At 53.6% G+C, this 20,360-nt stretch carries 13 protein-coding genes and 1 pseudogene; 8 read left to right on the forward strand and 6 right to left on the reverse strand.

Annotation, left to right across the window (positions count from 1 at the left end; genetic code table 11):
* Positions 1 to 436: 436 nt before the first annotated feature.
* From E5987_RS06790 to E5987_RS06800, 3 genes and pseudogenes are all read right to left on the reverse strand, one after another.
* Positions 437 to 1,141, reverse strand: a pseudogene (locus E5987_RS06790) (FAD-binding protein).
* Positions 1,142 to 1,260: 119 nt separating this feature from the next.
* Positions 1,261 to 2,217, reverse strand: coding sequence for a phosphatidate cytidylyltransferase (locus E5987_RS06795; protein WP_160335346.1), 957 nt, complete (start codon positions 2,215 to 2,217; stop codon positions 1,261 to 1,263).
* Positions 2,218 to 2,219: 2 nt separating this feature from the next.
* Complete coding sequence (locus tag E5987_RS06800; RefSeq protein ID WP_160335386.1) at positions 2,220 to 2,813, reverse strand: lysophospholipid acyltransferase family protein; 594 nt, start codon at positions 2,811 to 2,813, stop codon at positions 2,220 to 2,222.
* A 275-nt stretch (positions 2,814 to 3,088) separates the two neighbouring features.
* Between E5987_RS06800 and E5987_RS06805 the strand changes: the two genes are divergently transcribed.
* The gene (locus E5987_RS06805; RefSeq protein ID WP_160335347.1) at positions 3,089 to 4,255 is read left to right on the forward strand and encodes an MFS transporter; all 1,167 of its coding nucleotides are present in this window, start codon (positions 3,089 to 3,091) and stop codon (positions 4,253 to 4,255) included.
* On the opposite strand, the gene tldD is transcribed toward E5987_RS06805, so the two are convergent.
* From tldD to E5987_RS06820, 3 genes are read right to left on the reverse strand one after another with little or no spacing between them, the layout of a single operon-like run.
* Positions 4,245 to 5,693 (reverse strand): metalloprotease TldD, encoded by a 1,449-nt coding sequence (gene tldD, locus E5987_RS06810; RefSeq protein ID WP_160335348.1) that lies wholly within the window; start codon positions 5,691 to 5,693, stop codon positions 4,245 to 4,247. The genes E5987_RS06805 and tldD overlap by 11 nt on opposite strands.
* Entirely contained in the window at positions 5,683 to 6,507 is an 825-nt protein-coding gene (locus tag E5987_RS06815; protein ID WP_160335349.1) for a carbon-nitrogen hydrolase family protein, read from the reverse strand. The genes tldD and E5987_RS06815 overlap by 11 nt, the downstream gene beginning before the upstream one ends.
* 18 nt (positions 6,508 to 6,525) lie before the next feature.
* The gene (locus E5987_RS06820; protein ID WP_160335350.1) at positions 6,526 to 10,512 is read right to left on the reverse strand and encodes a YhdP family protein; all 3,987 of its coding nucleotides are present in this window, start codon (positions 10,510 to 10,512) and stop codon (positions 6,526 to 6,528) included.
* A 283-nt stretch (positions 10,513 to 10,795) separates the two neighbouring features.
* Between E5987_RS06820 and glnE the strand changes: the two genes are divergently transcribed.
* The 7 genes from glnE (at position 10,796) to dnaJ (ending at position 20,325) form a co-directional block, all read left to right on the forward strand.
* Positions 10,796 to 13,675 carry a bifunctional [glutamate--ammonia ligase]-adenylyl-L-tyrosine phosphorylase/[glutamate--ammonia-ligase] adenylyltransferase gene (gene glnE / locus E5987_RS06825; RefSeq protein WP_160335351.1) on the forward strand — a complete coding sequence of 960 codons (2,880 nt, stop codon included), beginning with the start codon at positions 10,796 to 10,798 and terminating at the stop codon, positions 13,673 to 13,675.
* The gene (locus tag E5987_RS06830) at positions 13,675 to 14,652 is read left to right on the forward strand and encodes a YheT family hydrolase (protein WP_160335352.1); all 978 of its coding nucleotides are present in this window, start codon (positions 13,675 to 13,677) and stop codon (positions 14,650 to 14,652) included. Before glnE ends, E5987_RS06830 begins: the two co-directional genes overlap by 1 nt.
* 44 nt (positions 14,653 to 14,696) lie before the next feature.
* Positions 14,697 to 15,275, forward strand: a complete 579-nt coding sequence (locus tag E5987_RS06835) for a VUT family protein (RefSeq protein ID WP_160335353.1) — start codon at positions 14,697 to 14,699, stop codon at positions 15,273 to 15,275.
* Between the two features lie 9 nt (positions 15,276 to 15,284).
* On the forward strand, positions 15,285 to 16,271 hold the full coding sequence (gene hemH / locus E5987_RS06840; protein ID WP_288319341.1) for a ferrochelatase: 987 nt from the start codon (positions 15,285 to 15,287) through the stop codon (positions 16,269 to 16,271).
* 121 nt (positions 16,272 to 16,392) lie between these two features.
* Positions 16,393 to 17,040: a nucleotide exchange factor GrpE gene (gene grpE / locus E5987_RS06845; protein ID WP_160335354.1), complete on the forward strand. Its 648-nt coding sequence runs from the start codon at positions 16,393 to 16,395 to the stop codon at positions 17,038 to 17,040.
* A gap of 87 nt (positions 17,041 to 17,127) precedes the next feature.
* Positions 17,128 to 19,035, forward strand: a complete 1,908-nt coding sequence (gene dnaK / locus E5987_RS06850) for a molecular chaperone DnaK (RefSeq protein ID WP_160335355.1) — start codon at positions 17,128 to 17,130, stop codon at positions 19,033 to 19,035.
* A 141-nt stretch (positions 19,036 to 19,176) separates the two neighbouring features.
* Positions 19,177 to 20,325, forward strand: coding sequence for a molecular chaperone DnaJ (dnaJ, locus tag E5987_RS06855; protein WP_160335356.1), 1,149 nt, complete (start codon positions 19,177 to 19,179; stop codon positions 20,323 to 20,325).
* The last annotated feature ends 35 nt before the right edge of the window (positions 20,326 to 20,360 follow it).

The following is a 20,360-nucleotide window of genomic DNA, read 5'->3' on the forward strand; positions in this document are numbered from 1 at the left end:
AACTTCATTTACCGGGGCTGAAAGTTGTAGCTACCACGGCGTGGAAATCGTAAGATCGGAGAAGCCCCGCTACACGGGGCTTCCAGGGATTTTATGCAGTCGTAAACTGTAAAACTCGGGAAAAGAACTCCGGCGCCGTTTGAGGCGCCGAAGTGTTCGGAAAAATCTTCAGAAGGTTAAAGCCCGGATTCTTCGAGGGTCTGAAGGATTTACTTTTGACGTTTGCCGAAGAGACTGTCTGAGTGCTTCAGGCTCCTTTGTATGAAGAACCAATCCCCGATTTAGAAGCTGTGACTTAATCCGCTGCTGACTGTCCAGCTGTTGTAGTTACCCACTGAGCTGACCGCTTTCTTGCCTCTGCCGTAGCTTGAGTATGATCGGATATTCATAGGCGGTCGCAACGGGTCAAAGACGATAATCGTCGCTTTCCGCGCCTTTAATCCTGCCGTTGCCGTAGTTGCCCAGTGCCGCCTGCGGCATAAAGGCCGGGGATCGGCTGCTGGGTGCGAACATTGATGACTTCAGCGTTCTTCGTGATACCGACGCCTCCCATGCAGTAGTGAACTTTGGGCCAGACTCGAGCGGCATAGAACGGAGCTTTTTTAATTTCGATGGCGATATCAAGAGGACGGCCGAACTGGGCGTCTTTCTTCGCGCGGACATAACCGTTGAATTCTTCAACCTGTTTGATAAGCGCCTCTTTAGGAATGCCGTAGTGATCGGCGAGTTCTCCGATCGTGTTGAATTTCTTGATCACGCCGTATTTGAGACCGTTTAGCAGAGTCTGAGCGAGCTAGGCTCCTTCGTTGTCCGTGAAGCAGATCGGATAGACTGGTTTGCCGTTTTCATCCAGTTGCTGAAGGATCGCATTTGCGCAGGCCTTGAGGTCGGCAAGTTCATTCACGAAGCGGCGGCCGGTGCGTTTATCGACCATGATGCCTTTCGGGGAACCGGCGATGGTGTTGAACTGAGAGACCAGGCCGAAACCTCTTTCGTACGGAGAGGACCCCGGTCCGAGCTGAATCTGATCAAGCTGAACGGGCAGAGCGCCGAGCGCGAGCATGGCCTGCAGAACTTCACCGGTGGCGCCGGGGAGGTTGGTCGACTCAAGGTTCGATCCGAGCATCGGGTCCTGCTGCATGCGGAAAGCGCCGTTCTGAGAGAAGCCGTCTGGGGAAACACGGGATCGATTTTTAAAACTTTGGACGCAAATAAAAAATCCCAGGTTTAAAACCCGGGATCGTGAAGCGTTTCGGCCGTTTAGACGTCCATAAAGAAGAAAATGATCGAGTGATAGAAGACCGGAGCGGAGAAGAAGAGCATCTCCATGCGGTCCAGCGCCCCTCGAGTCAGAACCATGCTGGTGTCAAGCCTCTTGGCGCCCAGCGAGCGTTTAATACTGGACATCACCAGGGCGCCAAGGGTCCCTGAAATAATAATGACGAGCGACATCAAAGGAGCCTGCCAGGCGCGGAACGGTGTCATCCAGAAAAGTGCTGAGCCCATGATCAGAGCTCCCACACTGCCGATAATGATGCCTTTGTAAGTCTTATACTGATTACTCCAGCTTGGTCTGCCGCCCCAGATCGCAGATGCCATGATTTGGAACAAGTCCGCAAAATACAGGACTAAGAGGAAATACAGCATCATAAGCGGTCCGCTCGAATTAAAGCGGGAGAGATTCAGTGTCGCGATTGCGGGCGCGTGACTCACACAGAAGATCGCGATCATAATGCCCCACTGTACTTTGGCGACACGGTCAAGGAAACGGTCCGTATCTTTAGCAAGCGCCATGACAACCGGAAGCAGAAGGAATAAATAAACCGGGATAAAGAGTGTGAAAAATCCGATTTCTTTGAAGCCCAGCAGCAGGTACTGCACCGGAATCGCGATGTAAAAGGCAATGATCAGAATCAGGTGGTCGAGCCTTCGCGTCGGAGTCAAGGAAATAAATTCTCGCAGCGCAAAGAACGATGCAAGCGCAAAGAAAAGCAAGAGGGCAGCGTCCCCAAGCCAGAAAGCAATAACAAATACGAAGATTAGCGGCCAGGACGCGCGTACGCGAGAGTTGACGACCTGAAGACTGTTGAGTCTTGCTTCATTGCCTTCGGCTTTTTTAACGAGCAGGTTGCCAATAACGGTGCCTGCCGCCGACAAGAAGATCAAGACCGCCAGGATCGTGAAATAAGCTTCATTGGTAGAAAATCCCCATCTCATTTTTATAACTCCCTGGCTAAGCTGATAACGGACGCTCTGGCCTTTTCTAGAAACTCTTCCTTGCCTTCGTCAGGCGAATGGGGCAAAGGCGCGCCAAAGCGCACGGAACATAAGGTCGGTACCGGAAGCAGGGCTCCCTTTGGCATCGAGCGGTGCAGATTTTCTAAGTAGACGGGAATCAGTTCCACCTCCGGGAACTCTCGCATCAGTCTCCAAATTCCGCTCTTAAAAGGTCCGGGAAGCGGCTGAGGTGTTCTTGTGCCTTCGGGGAAAATGATGAGGGAGGAGCCATCTGCAAGTGCTTGTCTCATTGGATCCAGCGGATCGCTGCCTTCTCTGCGCTTACGGTCCACCAGAACGACGTTGAGTTCGTCAACAGCGATGCGTCTTCGAATACCGGTTTCCCAATAATCTTTAGCGGCGACCGGACGGGTGAGCGGTCGCAGGGCCCGAGGAAGCGCCGACCAAATCACAATCGTGTCCAGGTGACTGGAATGATTGGCGAAATAGATTCGCTGTTTTTTCTCCGGTGAACAGCCGATCCACTGAGGATAAGCGCCGACGAGCAGACGTGTCATCCAGACCATCGGTGTCATGAATTTGAATGCGTGTTTCACTTGAGATCCAAAATAAAAGAGATATCCGTTAATTATGCCTCTATAACTACGGCTCGTGCAGAGCAAAAATACAGAGAAATACGGAATTTCGTATGGAAGAGAAGAGGTGGAGGATCCTGGATACAGCCTGCTATTTCTTGATTTTTAAAAGAAAAGGAACAATATTTTGCAGTGATTTGGAGATATTTGTCCGCCAACTTAGTTAGACTGATCGCTTCTTGTAAGCACTCATTTTCTGGAAAGAATCGGAATTTATGTTTCACCCGCTGCGCTCCAAGGCGGCTTGCGCCGTTTTCTTCTTTCTGCCGGGACTCTATTACGGCCTTATCGTTTCTCGTCTGCCGGCAATCAAGATGCATGTCGGTCTCAGTGATTCTCAGATCGGCCTCTGCCTCTTTATGTTCGGCTGCTTTGGTTTGCTCGGTCTGCTTTTCAGTCCCAAGCTGATCAGCCGCTTCTCCAGTCGGATGGTGCTTTGCGTCAATGCGGTTTTATGCTTCCTCGGTCTTTTAGGCATCGGCTTTGCGCAGACGGTCCCGCAGATTTTTGTCGCTTTCGGGATATGCGGATTCTCAGTCAGTCTGCTTGACGGAGCGATGAACACGCAGGGTGTTCTTTACGAGAAAGCGTCCAAGCGTCCCACTTTGAATCTGTTCCATGCTTTTTACAGTCTTGGAGCGGTATTTGCGTCTGCAGCCGGGTCTGTGTGTGCTGCGCTTGCCATCGGCAGCGGCATCAACTTTCTTGTCGCTTCTGCCGCGTTCGTGGTGCTGAGTCTTTCTCTCAGCGGCTATCTCCTTTCGGACCGTACAGCTTTAACCTCGGCCTCGACGGGTTCAAAGAAGCATCGTCTGCCTGCGGTTGTGATGATCTGCGCGGTTTGCTCTCTGCTCGCTTACGCGTCTGAAGGCTCCGTAGGAGAGTGGGGCGGCCTGTACCTTACGGGCGACAAAGGCGCGGATCAGTCTGTAGCGGCGCTCGTGTACGGATTGTTTTCGATTGTGACCTTCTTTGCGCGTTTGGCGGGAGACCCGCTTCGCACGAAGTTTGGCGAAAACAATCTGATGCTATGCGGTCTTGCGCTGGCACTTGCCGCAATGGGTGTTGTCCTGAAAGCCGATTCCGCTTATACGGTACTTGCGGCATATGCGGTCATGGGACTTGGTTTCGCGCATGTGATTCCGACGCTTTTCAGCATCGCGGGTCGCAACGGCATAATTCCGGCTGCAAGCGCAACGGCGGCAGTCGCGTTTATGTCCTACGCCGGCCTTCTTTTTGTTCCGCCCTGCATCGGCTGGGTCGCGCAGCATTTCTCGCTGCACGCGGCGCTCTGCCTTGTGCCCGTGATGATCGCGGTCATTTTTATTCTCACGCTGAGACTCAGATCGCTCTCAGTCCGGAATTCCGAGCTTACGCCGTAGCGGTTCCGCCGACGGTCAGACCGTCAATACGCAGTGTCGGCATACCGACACCCGTCGGTACGTGCTGACCGTTCTTGCCGCAGACACCGTTGCCCTGATCAAGCTTCAGGTCCGAGCCGACCAAAATAATCTTGGTGAGCGCGTCCGCGCCGTTTCCGGTCAGAGTCGCGCCTTTGACCGGAGCCGTGAGTCTGCCTTTTTCAATGAGCCAGGCTTCACTCATGGAGAATACAAAATTGCCGTTGGTGATATCGACCTGGCCGCCGCCGAAATTAGACGCGTAAATGCCGTAGTCAACGCTTTCGATAATTTCCTGCGGATCGGTCTCGCCTTCGAGCATGTAGGTGTTGGTCATACGCGGCATCGGAAGGTGCGCAAAGCTTTCTCTTCGGCCGTTTCCGGTAAGCGGAAGATTCATGAGACGGGCGCTCATTTCGTCATGCATAAAGCCGCGCAGCACACCTTCGTCGATCAGCGTCGTGCAGGCGGCGAGGTTGCCTTCGTCATCAATCGCCAGAGAGCCTCTGCGGCCAACAATGGTGCCGTCGTCAATTACTGTCACAAGCGGCGAAGCAACGCGCTCGCTCACTCGGCCGGTGAATACGCTCGTGCCCTTGCGAATGAAATCCGCTTCAAGTCCGTGTCCGACCGCTTCGTGAAGCAGTACACCCGGCCAGCCGCTTCCGAGCACCACCGGGAAGGAGCCCGCCGGAGCAGCGATCGCTTCGAGATTGCGCACCGCCGCGTCAACCGCCTGAGCGGCGTAATTGCCGAGAATCGAATCCGTGAAGTAGGACAGGCCGAATCGGCCTCCGCCGCCCGCAAATCCGGTCTGCGTGTTGTCGCCCTTGCGGACAATGACCTGAAGTCCCATACGCACAAGCGGACGAATATCGCCGATCAGCGTGCCGTCCATCTTGGCGATAAGAATCATGTCGTGCGAAGAGGCGACATGCGCGGTCACCTGCGTGATAAGCGGGCTTCTTGCGCGCGCAAACTGCTCAAGCCGCTTAACGAGCTCAATCTTCTCGGAGGTTTGCGCAAGTTCAATCGGGTTGATCGGCTCATAAAGATGCCGCTCGGCTTCCTTGGGCGTGACTTTGACTGTTGTCTCGCGTTCAGCAGAGGCGCCGATCGCCCGCACTGTCTTTACCGCCTCAAAAAGCGCTTCTTTACTGATGACATCCGAATACGCAAGTGCATGCTTTTCTCCCGAAACGGCTCTTACGCCGACACCGATATCCGTACTGTAGTCGCCCGTCTTGATGATGCTTTCCTCAAGCACATAAGACTCGGCAACGGTGCGCTGAAAATAGAAATCGGCGTAATCGATGTCAAAACCGGAAAAAAGCGCAAAGGCTTCTTTCAGCATGTTCTCATCAATTCCATTGGCGTAAAGCAGTTCTTTGACTGCGGTGGAAGTATTCTCAAAGCTCATATTCAACACGATGGTTTAAAGCGGGCAGGGACTCGCGGACCCGACGCAGAAAAAGCGGATCGACCGTAGAGCATAACACTCCGGTTTCGTGTCCGTTGAGCTGTCCGATGACCGTTCCCCATGGGTCAACCGCGGTGGAGTGGCCCCAGAACGCCCGACCGCATGAGGAGCGGCCGGCCTGAGCCGAAGCAAAGACATAACTGAGGTTTTCAATGGCGCGGGCGCGCAGCAGAACTTCCCAATGCACCTTGCCGGTTGTGGTCGTAAAGGCGGCCGGAAGAAGGAAACAATCCACGCCCGACTGCAGGCGGAAAAGCTGAGGGAATCTCAAGTCATAACAGACCGCAAGCCCGACTCGGACGTCGGTGCCGTTGTCAAGCGGAATCGTAAAGGAGACCGGCTTGTGTCCGGGCGTGTAGAGTTCGGACTCGTCGTAGCGCTCGTTTGTTCCTTCGTAAGAGAATAGATGCACTTTGTCGTAGCGGGCTGCTTCCTGACCAAACGCGTCGTAAACCAAAAGCGAGTTTGTCACATGATTGGGTTCCGGGCTCTTCAGGGGGAGGGTGCCGGCGGCAATCCAAATGCCTAAGCTGCGGGCAAGCGCGGACATCACGCTTTGAATCGGACCGTCCTGGTAAGTTTCAGCGTTTTTAAGCACCTCTTCACTGCTGCCGGTCACCAGAGAAAACAGTTCAGGTAAAACAACCAGATTGGCGCCCTCGCGCGCGGCCCTGCGGATCAGCATTTCTGCGGTCTGTAGGTTCGCCGCGGTATCTGGCCCTGAAGTCATCTGGCAAGTTGCGATGCGAAGCATAGTTAAATAAACCTAAATTTAAAACTTATGAGAGTCGACTTTGGTCACAATCGGATCAGCCCACGTGCCTGTGACGTTGTATTCAAAGGAGAAAAGCTTGCTGAGCGGATCCTTGAAGATCAGCTGCGCGAGGAAGCTGCCGATGCCTGCAATCGGATTGGCGATGGCGAGCGCGATCGAGGCGCCTGCGGCGTTGACATCCGGAAGGACCAGCAGATGGAGATTTTCCGTCTCCTTCTGTGTATTGATGGTGCCGTTCATGACCACAGTCGCGCTTCCGCCGACGAGCGTGAGTCCCTTGATGTTCATGAGGCCGTTGTTAATGTCCGCTTTGCCCTGAATCGTCGTGAAGTTAAAGCCGGAAGAGTAGAAATCGCGGAAATCAAGCGTCAGATAGCGTGTCAGCGACTGAAGCGAGAGCAGCGAGAGCAGCTTGGCCGCGGGGCCCGGCTGGATCTTCAGGATTTCTCCTCGGCGCAGATCGATATTGAGGGTGCCGTCGAAACTTTCCGTATTGAAGCCGAGCGGCGTGCCCTCCCAGGACAGATCGCCTTTGATGGAACCGCTTCCGGCGCTGATCAGGTTAGGCATGTCCAGTCTTGTCAGCATTCCGCCAAGACTCTTGATTTCATTGTCGAGCAGCAGATGCGTTTCGTTAAATCCGTCAAAGCGTTTGAGCCAGCTTCCGGAAGATTTCAGCGTCGCGGCCGGATTTGTGACGTTGAGCTTCTGAATCTGCCAGAGGTGTCCGTTGGCCGCAACTGTGTTGCGTGCGACGAGCTCAACGTGTCCGAGGCGTCTCTTGCCGTAAGTCAGATCTCCGATAACCGCATTAATGGCAGGCCATCCGCCTTGAATTTCAACCGGCTTGGTTTCTTCCGCAACGGTCTCAGCCGCGTCCGGAATATAAAGCTTGGAGAGGTTGGCGGTGAGATGAGGCTCAACTCCTTTGCCGCCCTTTCTCCAGTTAATCGCGCCCTGGATCTGATTGCTTCGAATTGAAGCCGAGAGCTGGCCGTTGACGCTCTTACCGATGATCGTCAGATTGTTCTGATTGAAGTTCTCCAGTTCAAGCTCTCCGATCGAGATGCGCGCCGACGCGATATCGGGCAGCTTGATGACCTTGTTCTTTTGATTGGCATTGCTTTCAGTTTTATCAAGCGCGTCAAAAACTTTGGTCCAGGCAGCCGCCGATAGGAACGACGTGTCAAAAGCGACGGCATAACCATGCTGCGGAAGAGACGGAAGGGACTTATTGCCGATGGCGCAGCGATCGATCTCTCCGTTTTTCAGGATAAATTCCGTGCTGAGGTAGTCATCGACCATGACGGAAACGTCGGTCAGACTTCCGGAGGAGTTAATCGTCAGATGAAGCGGGGAAGTCTGCGCGGCCGGTTTTGTCATCGGAGAGGGCAGTGCACTCTCAAGACCCTTGAGCGGGCTCTTGATATCAACGTTCACATCGCTGCCGTCGATTTTGATGTTCGCAGCGAAGGTCGCTGAGCCGCGGAAGTAATCTTTGGAAATGAGTGCGAGCTCTTCATTCGGAATGATCTGCGGAAGCGCTTTCGCAGGGACCGTTCCCGAGGCTTTGACTTCGATCGCGCCTTTGCTGTTGGTTACGATCGAAGCAGTAACCGGTTCGTCAAAACAGAGTGCTTTAATGTTCTGCGCATTCGCGCCTTTTTCAGAGAACTGAACCGTACCGGAAACCTGTGTCAGATCGGGAATCTGATAGTGACGGAAATTGATGCTGTCGTTTTCTGCCGTGAAGGCGCCGTTCACGGCGACGCTGCCCGGACCGTCAAGCGGGATTTTCAGTCCGAGCTGAAGAGTTCCGCTGCCGCTTCCCTCCGCCTTGCTGAAGAGCTCAGCGGTATAGCCGTTTACCGGCGAGGCTTTAACGTAAGCCAGATAGCTTGGGATGTCGCCCTTGGCGGACGCGTCCACATCCAGCCATACGGTATCGGCGCTGAAGGACGGAATATCCACCTTCGCGGAAATCAAAGAAGCGTTCTTGTAGGAGCCTTTATCGGCCGTGATATGCATTCCGTCGCCGACGAAGCGCACCACGCCTCCGACCTTGGTGAATACCGGCCAGATGCCGCCCGCTTTGTTCTGAGCGGACGGTTTGTCAAACTTGAGCGGATAAACGTCCAGCGTGACGTCGTCGGCATTGACCGTGACTTCAAATTTTTCGTTTTCCGAGCCTTCGAACGGGAAGTTGTGGAGCTGACCGAGGATACGCGCAGAGCCGCCGGTCGCTTTCCCTTTCAGCAGGCCGTAACGAAGCCAGTTGATCGTGTCGGTACCGACGATAAGCGGCATGTATTTCCACACGGCAGCCGCGTTGCCGCGATTGATACCGGCCGTGATATCCATAAAGCCGAAGGGGGATCCGTCTGTGCGGTAGGTGCCGTTTACTGTGACGGAAGCGTCCGCGTTTTCCAGCGTGACGTCTTTCAGGTTTATAGAGAAGCGATCCTGCGTGCTCCATTCAACCGTGCCGGTGAGATTGTCCAAACGGAAAGCGGCTGAAGAGAACAGTCCCGGGAACGCGAAATCCGCGCCCTTTGTCTGCAGAACCGCGGTCCCGACACCGTTCTTCATCGAGACGTCGGCCGTCATGTTCTGAAAGCCCGGAAGCCACAATGTATTGTTTTTGCCCTGGGCGCCGAAAGAGCTGAAATTAACAATCTTGAGCGAACCGTTGTATTCCTTCGGGGCGTCAGGAGAGCCCTGCCAGCTGATATCGACATTGCTCAGGTTTCCGGAGAGCCTGCGCGCTGCGATGAAGGACTTGAATTCTTTCGGAAGCGGCAGAGACGGCAGAAGAGCCGAGAGGCTCTTGAAGTCAACTTCGTCCGCCTTAAAAGAGCCGCCCGAGAATGAATTGTTTTCCGTACGATTGAGCTTAACCGCTAAATTCAGGGGCGGAAGCACTTCGCCGCTTTCAAGCTCGAATCCGAAATCTTCGGTAGAGACCGAGTAATCCTGCGGACTCATAGCGCCGGAGATTTTGCCTTTGACGTATTTTAGCTTCAGCGGCTCCATATCCGGAAGCTGCACGTCCACGTTGGAGAGCGCGCCGATAAACGAAGCCGAAGAGGGTTTCCATTTGGCGAGCGTGAGCCAGGCAGAGCCTGAGCCGATGCCGCGGTATTTGACCTGGAAGTCCGGGAACCATTTGGCAAGTTCGCCGAAGTTCAGATAATCCGTCTGCGCGAAAAATTCCGCATCCCAGTTGGCCAGAACAGCGGCATCCAGCAGCGGCGGCTTCAGCGTCGCTTTAACTGTGATGGGCGAACCGATAAAAGAGGGCGGCGTAAGCGTAAAGGCAAAGAGCTTCTCGCCGGAGCTGCTCTCAAACGCAGCGTTGAAATCTTTAATTTCCAGAGTGTTTCCGGAAGCGTCGTCCACTAATCTAATCGTGCCGTCCTTAATTTCCAGAAGACGCTGTTTTAAAAGAAGCTGAATATCTTTAGGAAGCTTTGCCGATGCGCTCTCAAGATCAGCCTCCCCTGAGAGAAGTTTGTTGAGATCAATGGTTTTTCCAAGAATCGAAAACTTCATCGGTCCCTTGCGTTCCACAGTGACAACCGGTTTGTCCAAAGTGACCGTTTCAAAAATCGGTTCCATGGAAGGGATGGAGCGCAAAGAGAGTTTTGCGCTGAGGGATTCGACTTCGATCGGGTTCTGCCCGGAGCCGCCCAGCTGAATATTTTTGAGCGTCACCTCAGGCTGAAGTCCGGACCAGCCCGCGTCAACACTTCCGAAAGTGACCGGAGCGGAGACGGTTTCAGAGATCTTGTTTTCGATTTGAGCCTTATGCCCCTCTATATAAGGAGCAAGAAAATATCGAGCGGCCAGCCATGCGCACCCTAATATTAGATAGACAATGACGATGAACCAGATGATCCATCGAAGCAGTTTTCTCAGAAAACTCTCGCTTTTCGGCGTGCCGGGCTCTTCTGCAGGAGCGGCGTTATTCGAAATATCACTCATTTGTCGGCTAGGCTCATTTTTCAGCTGTAGTTTCCTAGTATGCAGCAAAAACAACGATCCTTGAAACGATTCTGACAAGCTTATTGAAAAATTTTCCTGCGCACGCGGCCAAGCGGGACGGTACGGCGTTCATGATTCGGGATTGTTCTTAATCGCTCCTTCGCCTGCGCCGTCGACGTCATGTCTAAGATTAAAATATTCCTCACGTTACAGAACAAAAACAGGCGACTGCCCGCGGCTTGCGCACAGCGTTCCGGAGAGCAGCCGAAAGAGCGAAACAACTATGACAGCGAACCAATCCCAGAGCGCACTTTCTCCCCATTCCAGCCGAATCGGTATTGAAGAGGTTCCGAAGCTTTCTCAGTTTGTGAAACGGTCCCTTCAGGCGTTGTTTTCGGACGCCGCGAGCGCAGAAGCAGCAGAATTCCTAAAGCAGCTGACGTTAGAGACGTGGAATAAAGAAAAGATGTACGAGCGGCTAGCCTCAGCGGATACGCCCGAGACGCTCGCAAGCGGAGTACGCAGGCTTCGCCGTGAGGTGCTTCTGACGCTGGCGGCTAAGGATATGACAGGAGCTGCCGACTTCGAGGAGGTGGTTTCTGCGATGACGGCTCTCGCTGAAGCGGTGGTGGATCGAACCGTGAGTGTGCATGCGAAAGAGCTCGCAAAGCGATTCGGTGTACCTCATTCTCCGTTAGGTGTTCCGCAGGATCTTCTGGTTGTCGGCATGGGCAAGCTCGGAGGGGCTGAACTCAATGTTTCCAGCGATATCGATCTCATTTTCTTTTATGACGAAGACGGAGAGTGCCGAGCGACCGAGCAGTTCCCTTCGGCCCGCAAAATCATCAGCAATAAAGAATTCTATGAGCGGCTGGCAAAAAAGATCATTCCGGCGATCTCCGAACTCACTTGGGAAGGTTTTGCGTTTCGGGTGGACATGAGACTGAGACCGAACGGAGACTCCGGTCCGATCGTCGGCTCAAGCGAGATGCTGGAAGAGTACCTGATGATGCAGGGCAGGGAGTGGGAACGGTTTGCGTGGCTCAAGGGCCGCATTGTAAACGGTCCGGTGTTTGCGTCTCAGGAAGAATTTGATATCCAGAAAAAAAATCTCTGGGACATCGTGCGTCCGTTTGTTTACCGCAAATATTTGGATTTCGGCGCGATCAGCTCTCTTACGGATCTGCATGCGAAAATCCGTCTGGCCGCGCAAAAGCGGGAAGCGTCCGCGCTTACCGAAGGCAGAAATATCAAGCTTGGCCGCGGCGGGATTCGTGAAATTGAATTTATCGCGCAGACCTTTCAGGTGATCCGCGGCGGAAGAAATCCGTTTCTGAGAGAACGATCAACGCTGAAAGCGCTTTCTGCGCTCGCCTCTGAAGGCGTACTCGCGCCGGAAAAAGCAAAGCGGCTATCAGAAATCTATGTCTTTCTGCGCAATGTGGAGCATGCGCTGCAGTACGAGAACGATCAGCAGACGCAGCTTCTCCCGGAGGATGAGGCGCAGCAGGCCAAAATCGCCCGCATGCTCGGGCTAAAGCGCGGGGAGCTTTTGTCCTGCCTGAGCGAAAGTTCGGAGTACGTCGCCGCGCGTTTTGATGAAATCTTTCAGACCAAGGCCGAAGCGGTGTCCGAGGATTGGCCGCTCGGCTGGGAGTCCGGTTCCGTACAGGTGCTTCCCGCGGTGGCGGATCTTCTGCGAAGGAAAGGTTTTGCCGACTGCGAGGGACTCGCAGGCGCGGTTCTTAACCTGATGTCTCTGAGGCCGCTTCGCCTGATCAACGCGGGCGCAAGAGATCGAATGATTCTTCTTGTGAAAAAGACGTTGGACAAGCTCGGCGCGCTCGAGCTTAAGGAGGATGCGCTCATTAGTAAAGATCTTCTGCTTGAGCGCTACCTGCACTTTTTGGAAGTTATCGCGGGGCGCCCGACTTATGTCTCGCTTCTGCTTCAGTATCCGTCCGCGGCCGAGCGCCTGATCCATGTGCTTGGCGCCGGCAAGTGGGCAGCCGAGTATCTGAATCGCCATCCGCTGCTGCTTGATGAGCTTTGGGATGAGCGCCTCAGCCAGATTGACGACTACACACCGGTGGATTTCTCAGGCTATATCGAGAGAACCCGAGCGCGCCTTGCCGATATTGAAGAGGACGATCAGGAGACGCGGATGAATTTGATCCGCGAAGTGCATCATGCGCGGCTTTTCCGCTTGTTTCTCGCTGACTTGGCCGGCCGCCTGACCGTCGAGCGCCTGGCCGACCAGCTCTCAGCTCTGGCAGACGCGACGCTGGAACTTGCGATGGAAGAGAGCTGGAAGACCGTTCCGGGGCGCCATCTGGAGCGGCCGAATTTCGCGGTCATCGCCTATGGCAAACTCGGCGGCAAAGAGCTCGCTTATGCGAGCGATTTGGACTTGGTGTTCATTTACGAAGACGACGCGCCGGAGGCGGAAAAGATTTACGTTCGCTTTGCGCGCCGCCTGATTAATTGGCTTACTGTCACGACGAGCTCGGGCACGCTCTTTGATGTGGATCTGCGGCTGCGTCCGAACGGTGAATCCGGAATGCTGGTGAGCAGCCTTGAAAGCTTTAAAAAGTATGAGCGCAATGACGATGGTACAGGCGCTTGGCTTTGGGAGCATCAGGCGCTCACGAGAGCGCGCTTCAGTGCGGGAGATCCCGCGATCGGCGCAGAATTTGAAAAGCTGCGCGAAGAGATTCTGAGACGCGACAGAGATCCCTCCGTTACGGCCGAAGAAGTGCTGAAGATGCGCGAGCGCATGCATGAGGGACACGTCAATAAGACGGATCTTTTTGATCTGAAGCATGATGCGGGCGGCATGGTGGATGTTGAATTTATTGTTCAGTATCTGGTGCTTCGATATGCGGCCGAGTATCCGCAGCTCGTCAACAACTTCGGAAATATCAAACTGCTGGAAATGAGCGCTGAGGCAGGCCTCATTCCTAAGGAAGACGCTCTTGAAACCGTTAAGATTTATCGACGCTATCGAAAGGTGCAGCATGAATTCCGTCTGAATTCGCCGAGCCTTCCGGTACGGCGCCCCGCTCAGGAGTACGAGCAGGACGTTGAACGCGTGAAATCTCTTTGGCAAACGGTATTTGGAGATCGGGCCGCATCTGAGATAAGCGGCACGACAGAAGGTTAATGAGTCTTATTGAATCGGAATACAGAGCTCCATGGTGGCTGCCGGGAGGGCATCTGCAGACCATTGTGCCCGCGGAGTTTATGCCGTCCCCTAAAGTCGATTATCGGCGGGAAATATGGGATACGCCCGACGGAGATATCATCGCGGTGGATTTTTCCACACCGGAGCCTGCGGATATCGCCGCGCCTGTCATGGTGCACTTTCACGGACTTGAAGGCTCGTCTCAGAGCCATTACGCCCGAAAACTGATGGCGAAATGCGCAGCTGAAGGCGTCAGAGGCATGGTGGTCCACTATCGCGGCTGCGGCGGAATCAATAACCGAAAGCCGAGGGCGTACTTTGCGGGCGACGCCTGCGAACTCGACTGGATCTTTGCAAGAATCAAAGAGCGCTATCCGCTGTCTCGGATTTACTCTATGGCGGTTTCTCTCGGCGCAAATAATCTGCTTTTCTGGGCGGGAACCCGCGGCTCAAAAGCGGCCTCATATGTCGATCGAATGGTCGCGGTTTGCTCGCCCCTGGATTTGGTTCGCTCAAGTGAGGTCATTTCCAAGGGCTTCAGTCGGGTGTACGAACTCAATTTTGTGATCACGCTTAAACAGAAGGCGCTTCAGAAGGCGAAGGAGTATCCGGAGCTCTTTGACGCCGAACGCATCAGAAAAGTTAAACGGCTGAACGAGTACGACGATGTGGTTACCGCGCCGATGCACGGCTTCAAGAACGCACTGGATTACTGGACGAAATGCTCGAGTCTGCCGGTTCTGTCCTCAGTGACGATTCCGACGTTATTGCTGAACGCGCGCAACGATCCGATTGTCGGCTACGAAATCTTACCGAAAGTTTGCGATGTGCCCGCCTGTATGGCATTAGAATATCCGGACACTGGAGGTCACTGCGGTTTTCCGCAGCGGAAATATGAAGGCAGCTTCGGATATCTTTCGAAACGCACCTTCGATTTCTGTTTCAACGACCGTTAATTAACTTTATTTCCCCCGATCTGTGATGTCGGAAAGGAGAAAATATGCCGCTTCGCGTTTCAAAGAATTATTCCCTCGGACTGCTTTACTTCGTTCTTTTCATTTTGACGATTCCGGTCATGAACTGGGTCGTGATGAATGTCGGAACCGTCTGCACTCCGGACGGCCCGTGCCTTATTCCGGTTGCTCCGGGACTGATGGCGCCGAGCGGCGTTTTAATGGCGGGCATCGCGCTCGTTCTTCGTGACGGTCTTCAATCCAAACTCGGCGTTCGCTGGTCGCTCTACGCGATTATTCTCGGCGCCGGTCTTTCCGCGTTTTTTGCCGAGCCTTCACTTGTGATCGCCTCTGTCATGGCTTTCTTCTTTTCCGAGCTTGCCGACCTCGTGGTCTACACGCCGATGAGAAAGCGTTATCCGGCTTGGGCTATTATGGTAAGCGGCCTGGTCGGCTCTTTTGTCGACAGTGCGATCTTCCTTTCGCTTGCCTTCGGATCCATAGAATTTATTTTCGGACAGGTTCTCGGCAAGTTCTGGATGTCGCTCGCCGTCGCGCTTCTGATCGGCTTTATGCACTATCGCCGCAGCCGCGCTTCCGATCATCATCAGGAACTGCTTAACTAATACGCTATCGTGAATAAGACAAAAACTGCCGTTCTGCTCATTAACCTCGGTTCTCCGAGTGCTCCGACCGCTCAGGCGGTTCGCCCTTATCTGCGGCAGTTTTTATCGGATCGCCGTGTGGTTGAAGTAAATCCGATTCTCTGGAATCTGATACTGCGTCTTGCGATTCTCCCCTTTAGAAGCCCTGTCTCCGCTAAGCGCTACGAGTCCGTTTGGCTTCCCGAGGGCTCTCCTTTGATTGTGTACACCGAGCGCCTGGCGAAGAAACTTCAGAAGGCCTTTGATGAGGAAGGCAGCGCGGTCAAAGTCGCTTTTGCCATGCGTTACGGAGAGCCGGATCAGGATCGCATCTTCCGAGAGCTGCATGAGAAAGAGGGTTTTGACAATATTGTTGTTCTTCCGCTTTATCCGCAGTATTCCGCGACGACGACCGCTTCTGTCGCCGATATCCTCGGCGCGTCTCTTGCCAAAATGAGAAGCCAGCCGCACTGGCATCTGATTCGTGATTATCACGACAATCCCGAGTATGCGCGCGCGATCGCCGCTTCAATTAAAGCGTATTGGAAAACGAAGGGTGAGCTTGGAGAAAAGGATCGCCTCGTTCTTTCTTTTCACGGGATGCCGAAGCGTTACTGCGATTTAGGCGACCCTTATGACCGTCAGGTCAGAAAATCGGCTCAGATGATTATTGATGAGCTCGGTATTGCGCCGGAAGAAGCGGTCATCGCCTATCAGTCCCGATTCGGCAAAGAAGAGTGGCTTCAGCCGTATCTGACGCCGCAGCTTGAGCGTCTGGCTGCGGAAGGCGTTGAGCGGGTTGACATCCTCTGTCCGGGATTTTCCATTGACTGTCTGGAGACTTTGGAAGAGGTTTCAGACGAAGCTCGTCAGACGTTTTTATCCAAGGGTGGTAAAGAATATAACTACATCGAATGTCTTAACGATTCCTCGGATGCGGTATCACTCATTAAAAATCTTGTATCCAAACATCTCTAAAACCTGAATTTAGGTGGGTAGAAAACAGCGGTCGAATTGAATTTTCGGCCGTTTTTGCTTTTCCGGGCAACATACTTAAATCGGGGCATTCTTATTCACGTTTCTACCTATATTTTTCATAATGCTCGACAGAGAGGTTGAAAAAAGGTCGTGCGACCTCATATCAATCAATAAGGGGCGCAGAACGGCAAAGCGCTCTGATTCTCGAAAAGATAAGGAAAGCTTGATGCAAGAGAATGATTTGAAAAAGGAAATGAATCTCGGTGAAGACGCCGAGGTTCAGACAGCACAGGAGGAGACGCCGGAATTGCCGGATCAGAGTCTCTCGGATGAACTCGCAAAAGCCCAGGCGAAGGCCAATGAAAATTATGACCTTTATGTCAGAGCCGTCGCGGAAGCCGAAAATGTGCGTCGCCGTTCAGCCGAAGATGTGGCCAAAGCTCGCAAGTTCGGTATTGAGAAATTTGCAGAAGCTATGCTGCCCGTGGTCGACAGCATGGAAAAGGCGCTTGAAGCGTCAGCAAATGAAAGCGGCCCTCTCAAAGAGGGTCTGGAGATTACCTACCGTCAGCTGCTCAGCGCACTTGAACACAACGGAATGAAATGCGAGAACCCTGTGGGCCTCAAATTTGATCCGAATTCAATGCAGGCGATCACTATGGTGAATGATCCCTCGGTCCAGCCCGGATGTGTCGCTCAGGTATTCCAGCGCGGCTGGAAAATTGCCGATCGGGTTCTTCGTCCGGCAATGGTTGCGGTAGCTCAGTAGCCGGGCCTTGTTTTTTCAAGAATCGACTCAATATACATACTTAACAGCATGGCGGAATGATCCGCTTGCAAGAGAGGAAAATTTAAAATGGCAAAAATCATTGGTATTGACCTTGGAACAACAAACTCCGCGGTTGCGGTCGTTGAAGGCGACAAGGTTCGAGTAATTGAAAACAGCGAAGGCGCCCGCACAACTCCTTCCGTCGTCGCTTACCTTGAAAAAGAAGTTCTTGTCGGCGCTCCGGCAAAACGTCAGGCTGTGACCAACCCGGCCAACACGCTTTTCGCGATCAAACGTCTGATCGGCCGCCGCTATGACGATAAGGAAGTCCAGAAGGACATTTCCCTGATGCCGTACAAGATTATTAAGGCCGCTAACGGTGACGCCTGGGTTCAGGTTCTCGGCGACAAAGACCTCGCTCCGCAGCAGGTTTCCGCTGAAATTCTCCGCAAGATGAAGAAGACCGCTGAAGATTATCTCGGCGAAGAAGTCAAAGAAGCGGTTATTACAGTTCCTGCTTACTTCAATGACTCTCAGCGTCAGGCTACTAAGGACGCCGGCAAGATCGCAGGTTTGGACGTTCGCCGTATCATTAACGAACCGACTGCAGCTGCTCTGGCTTTCGGCCTTGACAAAGGCGGCAAAGGCGACCGAAAGATCGCTGTGTATGACCTCGGCGGCGGCACATTCGATATCTCCATCATCGACCTGGCTGACGTAGACGGTGAAAAACAGTTCGAAGTACTCTCCACCAACGGCGATACATTCCTTGGCGGCGAAGACTTTGACCAGAGAATCGTTGACTACATCATCAAAGAATTCAGGAAGGATACCGGTATTGATCTGAGCACCGACATTTTGGCTCTGCAGCGTCTGAAGGACGCCGCTGAAAAGGCCAAGATCGAACTGTCGAGCCGTCAGGAAACCGAAATCAACCTTCCTTACATCACAGCCGACGCTACCGGTCCGAAACACCTGAATATCACTCTGACTCGCTCTAAGCTCGAAAGCTTGGTTGAAGATCTGATTGAAAGAACCATCGAACCGTGCCGCAAGGCTCTGAAGGACGCAAACGCCACAACTTCCGATATTTCCGACGTTATTCTCGTTGGCGGCCAGACACGTATGCCGGCTGTTCAGGAAGCTGTAAAGAAGTTCTTCGGCAAGGATCCTCGCAAGGACGTTAACCCGGATGAAGCTGTCGCTATGGGCGCTGCGATTCAGGGTGCTGTTCTCTCGGGCGACCGCAGCGACGTTCTTCTGCTCGACGTCACACCGCTTACCCTCGGTATCGAAACTCTGGGCGGCGTGATGACTCCGATGATCAAACGCAACACAACGATCCCGACAAAACACTCTCAGGTGTTCTCTACAGCTGAAGACAATCAGCCTGCTGTGACCATTAAGGTTTACCAGGGTGAACGTGAAATGGCTGCAGACAACAAGTTGCTCGGTGAATTCAACCTTGAAGGCATCGCTCCGGCTCCGAGAGGACTGCCGCAGATCGAAGTGACATTCGATATTGACGCTAACGGTATTCTCCACGTTTCCGCTAAGGATAAGAACACCGGCAAAGAAAACCAGATCACCATTAAGGCGAACTCCGGTCTGACCGACGCTGACGTGGAAAGAATGGTTGCCGATGCTGAAGCCAACAAGGAAGAAGACCGCCGCCGCGCTGAACTGGCTCAGGCCCGCAACGCTGCCGACACCAGCATCCATCAGGTTCAGAAGACTCTGAAGGATCTGGGAGACAAGGTTGACGGTTCTGACCGCGCTGCCTGCGAATCCGCGATTAAAGACCTTGAGGACGCTCTGAAGGGCGAAGACAAGGATCTGATCACAAAACGCACAGACGCTCTGATGACCGCTGCCCAGAAGATTGGTGAAAAACTCAATCAGCAGCAGGCTCAGCCGGGCGCACAGCAGCAGGGTGCTCAGCAGTCTCAGAAGAAAGATGACGACGTCGTCGATGCTGACTTCAAAGAAGTCTAATCAGTCATCTGACGCTGATCAGTAAAAGAGCGTTAAGCTTTGACACAAAAATAGGGTCGCCTTTGAAAAAGGGCGGCCCTATTGAATAATTGATTTATTAAACTCTAGGGTTATCACTAGATTCACGAAACAACGAAAAGTATGGCTGAAGAGGAACTTGATTACTACGAGGTTCTTGGCGTAGAGCGGACTGCAACTCAGGAAGAGATTAAGAAGGGCTATCGCCGTATGGCGATGAAGTACCACCCTGACCGCAATAAGGGAGACAAGAGCGCTGAAGAAAAATTCAAGCAGGTTGGAGAAGCATATTCCGTACTCGGAGACGAGCAGAAGCGCGCTGCCTACGATCGCTATGGCCGTTCAGCCTTTGAGTCCGGCGGTGCCGGCGGATTTGGCGGAGGGTTCGGCTCCTTCGATCCGTCGCAGTTTGGTGAATTCAGTGATATTTTCGCGGAGATTTTCGGTGCTCGCGCGGGCGGCAGAGCCGGCGGCAACAAGCAGATGTTCCGAGGTGAGGATCTGGTTTATGACCTGGATATCACGCTTGAGCAGGCCTCCGAAGGTCTCAAGACAAAGATCAAGGTTCCCTCTTGGTCCAAGTGCGAAGCATGCGAGGGGACCGGAGCGGAAAAGGGCACGCATCCTGAAACCTGCCCGACCTGCCACGGAAGCGGCTTTGTTCGCGCCGGTCAGGGCTTCTTCCAGATTCAGCAGACTTGCCCGCGCTGTCACGGCACCGGCAAGATTATTCGCCACCCCTGCAAGGTTTGCGGGGGCACCGGTATGAAAGAAGAGAGAAAGGAAATTGAAATTTCGATTCCTGCAGGTGTGGACGACGGCAACCGTATGCGCATTTCCGGCCGCGGCGCGCCCGGACAGAACGGCGGCCCCGCCGGCGACCTTTATGTCCGCATCCATGTGAAGAGACACGATCTCTTTGAACGTGACGGACAGGACCTGCACATCGAGATGCCGATGAGCTTCACGATGGCGGCTTTGGGCGGCGAGCTTGAAGTGCCGACGCTCACCGGAAAAGTCAAACTCAGAATTCCGGAGGGCACTCAGACGGGACGCACATTCCGTCTGAAAGGACACGGCATTGTTGGCCTGCGTACCACAGACAAGGGCGACTTGTACGTGCACACCAATGTCGAAGTTCCGGTCAATATGACGGCAAAACAGAAGGAGCTGCTGCAGCAGTTTGAAGAATCATTGCTTGGCAGCAAGCGAAGCCATCATGCGCCGGAGAAACAGGGTTTCTTCGATAAACTCGGCAAACTCTTTCAATAAACGCTAGTGTTTCGGCTCTCTTAGGAGAGCCTTTT

The sequence above is a fragment of the Parasutterella muris genome (genome assembly GCF_009767915.1).
GTDB lineage: Bacteria > Pseudomonadota > Gammaproteobacteria > Burkholderiales > Burkholderiaceae_F > Parasutterella > Parasutterella muris.

Coding starts and splice junctions, on each gene's coding strand:
- E5987_RS06795 (WP_160335346.1), bottom strand. CDS start 2,217: ATGAGATGGGGATTTTCTACCAATGAAGCTTATTTCACGATCCTGGCG.
- E5987_RS06800 (WP_160335386.1), bottom strand. CDS start 2,813: ATGACACCGATGGTCTGGATGACACGTCTGCTCGTCGGCGCTTATCCT.
- E5987_RS06805 (WP_160335347.1), top strand. CDS start 3,089: ATGTTTCACCCGCTGCGCTCCAAGGCGGCTTGCGCCGTTTTCTTCTTT.
- tldD (WP_160335348.1), bottom strand. CDS start 5,693: ATGAGCTTTGAGAATACTTCCACCGCAGTCAAAGAACTGCTTTACGCC.
- E5987_RS06815 (WP_160335349.1), bottom strand. CDS start 6,507: ATGCTTCGCATCGCAACTTGCCAGATGACTTCAGGGCCAGATACCGCG.
- E5987_RS06820 (WP_160335350.1), bottom strand. CDS start 10,512: ATGAGTGATATTTCGAATAACGCCGCTCCTGCAGAAGAGCCCGGCACG.
- glnE (WP_160335351.1), top strand. CDS start 10,796: ATGACAGCGAACCAATCCCAGAGCGCACTTTCTCCCCATTCCAGCCGA.
- E5987_RS06830 (WP_160335352.1), top strand. CDS start 13,675: ATGAGTCTTATTGAATCGGAATACAGAGCTCCATGGTGGCTGCCGGGA.
- E5987_RS06835 (WP_160335353.1), top strand. CDS start 14,697: ATGCCGCTTCGCGTTTCAAAGAATTATTCCCTCGGACTGCTTTACTTC.
- grpE (WP_160335354.1), top strand. CDS start 16,393: ATGCTCGACAGAGAGGTTGAAAAAAGGTCGTGCGACCTCATATCAATC.
- dnaK (WP_160335355.1), top strand. CDS start 17,128: ATGGCAAAAATCATTGGTATTGACCTTGGAACAACAAACTCCGCGGTT.
- dnaJ (WP_160335356.1), top strand. CDS start 19,177: ATGGCTGAAGAGGAACTTGATTACTACGAGGTTCTTGGCGTAGAGCGG.